The following is a 237-nucleotide window of genomic DNA, read 5'->3' on the forward strand; positions in this document are numbered from 1 at the left end:
GCAGGCCTGGAGGTTGACCGCGACGATGAGCTGGTTGGCGGCCTTGACCGTCTGCCCGGCGCCGTGCGGCCCGCAGCGCACGATGGTGGTGCCCAAAGCTTCGAAGAGGGGGCAGGCGGCGTCGAAGTCCTCCTGGGTGCCGCCGACCATGATGGACAGCACGGCCTCGATGGCGCCGGCCTCGCCGCCGGAGACCGGCGCGTCCAGCACCCGGATGCCCTTGTCGGCCGCGGCGGC

1 protein-coding gene is annotated in these 237 nt (G+C 73.4%); it reads right to left on the bottom strand.

Annotated elements, in window-relative coordinates; translation table 11 throughout:
• Positions 1 to 237 (bottom strand): NAD(P)-binding domain-containing protein (locus IH45_RS0142880; RefSeq protein ID WP_030682804.1); only part of this gene is annotated, 237 nt, incomplete at both ends.

Source organism: Streptomyces rimosus subsp. rimosus (assembly GCF_000720725.1).
GTDB lineage: Bacteria > Actinomycetota > Actinomycetes > Streptomycetales > Streptomycetaceae > Streptomyces > Streptomyces rimosus_A.